This window comes from Pantoea sp. BL1 (genome assembly GCF_000963985.1).
Classification (GTDB): Bacteria; Pseudomonadota; Gammaproteobacteria; order Enterobacterales; family Enterobacteriaceae; genus Pantoea; species Pantoea rwandensis_B.
In genome coordinates, this window is the sequence record NZ_JZRH01000075.1 from 1 (window position 1) to 2,543 (window position 2,543).

Sequence of the window (2,543 nt, forward strand, 5' to 3'; positions counted from 1 at the left end):
CACAGCCTATCGCTGAAGATTTCGGCTTATGTTTATCGCTCAGGCGCACGCTTAAATCTCACGGCGGAACGCTTCTGGCGCTATGTGAAAGGGCGGAATATTGAGGGGTAAAGTTAAATTTTATGCGTGAAAAGGATATTCAGGATAAAAATGAGGGGCAGGGATGCCTTTGAGATTTTTATCAGCGTGTGTGGTACGTGCGAGTCATACGTTATGCCAATAAATCTCCATTTTATTATTCCCAACATCGTTTTTTGTTCAGCCTAAAGTGATTTAAAAACATGCTTGCTGAATATTATCCAGATGAAAACGGCGCAAAGCGCAATGCCCGCTAAAACAAGGTAGGCAAAGCTCCATGAGGTGTGGCTGACGATGGCACCAGCCAATGCCGGGCTGAATGAGGCTCCCAATCCTTGTAGCAGCATAACGAGCCCAAGCGCGGCGTTGATGTGTCCTGAACCATTAAATAATGAGGCAATAAGTCCGGGAACGGCAACGCCTAAGATACCCGCAGCGACACCGTCCAGAGCCTGCACGGGAAACAACACGAACTCATTGCTCCAGAACGACGCAATCGCTGCACGAAATGGCAGTACAATCAGCGCAATAACAACAAGTCTGGCATAACCATACCGTGATGCATATCGCGCTGTAAGCAATGCGACAGGGATCATCACCGCTTGAGAAATGGCGACTGTGAGGGCAGCATAGGTTCCCGGCGAGAACAAAGATTCCGTGGGAGAGGAGGCAACCTGCATGCTTAACATGGGCAGTTGCGCTGCATTGGCCAGATGGAAGAGAAGCAAGGTCAACCCTGTTAGTGCCAGTTCGGGTCGCTTTATTAATGCCAGCACAGAGACAGACACGGTCGGACCTTCATGCTTTTCTATTCCTCTGGCCACATCGTGATCTATATCGTTTTTGTTGATCGCTAAAGTGCATAAAACCGCGCATACCGCCATGGTGGTCATCAGCAAGAATACCGAACCGGTGCCCCAGATCCAGCAGGTGATGGCCGCCAGCACCGCCACCGCCATATTGCCGCTATGGTTAAAAGCTTCGTTTCGTCCCATCTGAGACAAAAAACCTTTCTGACCGGTGATACCTAAGGTGATACCCGCAATCGCTGGCGCAACGACAGCTGCCGCAATACCGGTAATAATTTGCGATAAAATAACCATAGCAGATGTGGGGAAATACCAGAGGGCGAGGGCGCTCAAAGTAATCAGCAGAGATGCAGTAACAATCAATAGTCGTTTAAAACGGGTGGCATCGACAATCATCCCTGCGGGGAAGGTAGCCAATAGTCCAGCTAATCCGCCCAACGTCATCACCAGACCAATTTCTTCCGCTCGCCAGTGGTGGGATACCAGAAAAATGCCCAGAAACGGGCCCAGCCCATCCCGGACATCAGCGATAAAGAAGTTGAGCAGACAGAGAACCTGCAGTGAACGTAATCTCATCAACACCCGCCCCGAAAAGTTTTATCGTCCTAAAATACCCTGCGCTGTGGTCAGGGTTGATTTGCCTGTCTTTTGATTATTTTGTGACTGAAGAACCTTGATGCTTATCGTCTTGAACCTCGCTCAAAAATAGTGCTGATCTCCCGCTTCGTCAAAGACAGCACCGCCTATGATTTTGGGACTTAGGATTGAAGCGAGGACGCTCGCGTGGGTGGGTGACTACTGTGGTGAGTTTACATATCCGGAGAGTCATCTCCGGCACATCCTGTCAATACGGTTCTTACCGTACGCTTACTCTCCACTCTCATGCTGTATAGGGAAGATCTATGCAAAGCAGAATACTCCCCATTCAAATTACCATGATTACCTGCCGCCTGGCTTGCGTTCTAAAACATGGCGACCAGACTTGTTGGGTTATCCAGGCCATAAACGCACCGCGTTTTCCCAGCAAGGAGAAAGAAATGAGTAAGAAGATCGCCGTCCTGATCACTGATGAATTTGAAGATTCAGAGTTCACCTCGCCCGCAGAAGCCTATACCAACGCGGGTCATGAGGTCGTGACGATTGAGATGCAAGCGGGAAAGGTTGTTAAAGGGAAGCAAGGAAAAGCGGAAGTCACCATTGACAAGGATATTGATCACGTTAACGCCGCTGAATTTGATGCATTACTGCTGCCCGGCGGTCATTCGCCTGATGCTCTGCGCGGTGATGACCGATTTGTGAATTTCACCAAAGAATTTGTCGCCAGTGGCAAACCGGTATTCGCAATTTGTCACGGTCCACAGTTGCTGATTAGCGCCAATGGTGTGCGCGGCCGCAAGATGACCTGTGTTAAAGCTATCGCTATTGATTTACGGAACGCGGGGGCAGATTTTTATGACCAGGAAGTGGTCGTCGATGACGATAAGCTCGTCACCAGTCGCACACCGGATGATCTTCCTGCGTTTAATCGCGAATCGTTACGCATTTTGAATGCGATCTGAATTTAAGCCCCTTTTTGGGGCTTATCGATCACTCGATTCAGCTTGAACTGGAGGAGATAAGGCTGGCGATCATGGTTCACAGCCTATCGCTGAAGAT

The 2,543-nt window shown here is 49.4% G+C and carries 2 protein-coding genes; one reads left to right on the forward strand and one right to left on the reverse strand.

Going from position 1 to position 2,543, the window contains the following annotated elements; translation table 11 throughout:
• Positions 1–263 precede the first annotated feature (263 nt).
• Complete coding sequence (locus VH86_RS24085; RefSeq protein ID WP_045834372.1) at positions 264–1,463, reverse strand: MFS transporter; 1,200 nt, start codon at positions 1,461–1,463, stop codon at positions 264–266.
• A gap of 461 nt (positions 1,464–1,924) precedes the next feature.
• Here VH86_RS24085 and VH86_RS24090 point away from each other — a divergent pair, with 461 nt between their 5' ends.
• Positions 1,925–2,446: a type 1 glutamine amidotransferase domain-containing protein gene (locus VH86_RS24090; protein ID WP_045834373.1), complete on the forward strand. Its 522-nt coding sequence runs from the start codon at positions 1,925–1,927 to the stop codon at positions 2,444–2,446.
• Positions 2,447–2,543 lie beyond the last annotated feature (97 nt).

Excerpts from the sequence above, each read along its gene's own strand:
- VH86_RS24085 (WP_045834372.1), bottom strand. The coding sequence starts at position 1,463 with ATGAGATTACGTTCACTGCAGGTTCTCTGTCTGCTCAACTTCTTTATC.
- VH86_RS24090 (WP_045834373.1), top strand. The coding sequence starts at position 1,925 with ATGAGTAAGAAGATCGCCGTCCTGATCACTGATGAATTTGAAGATTCA.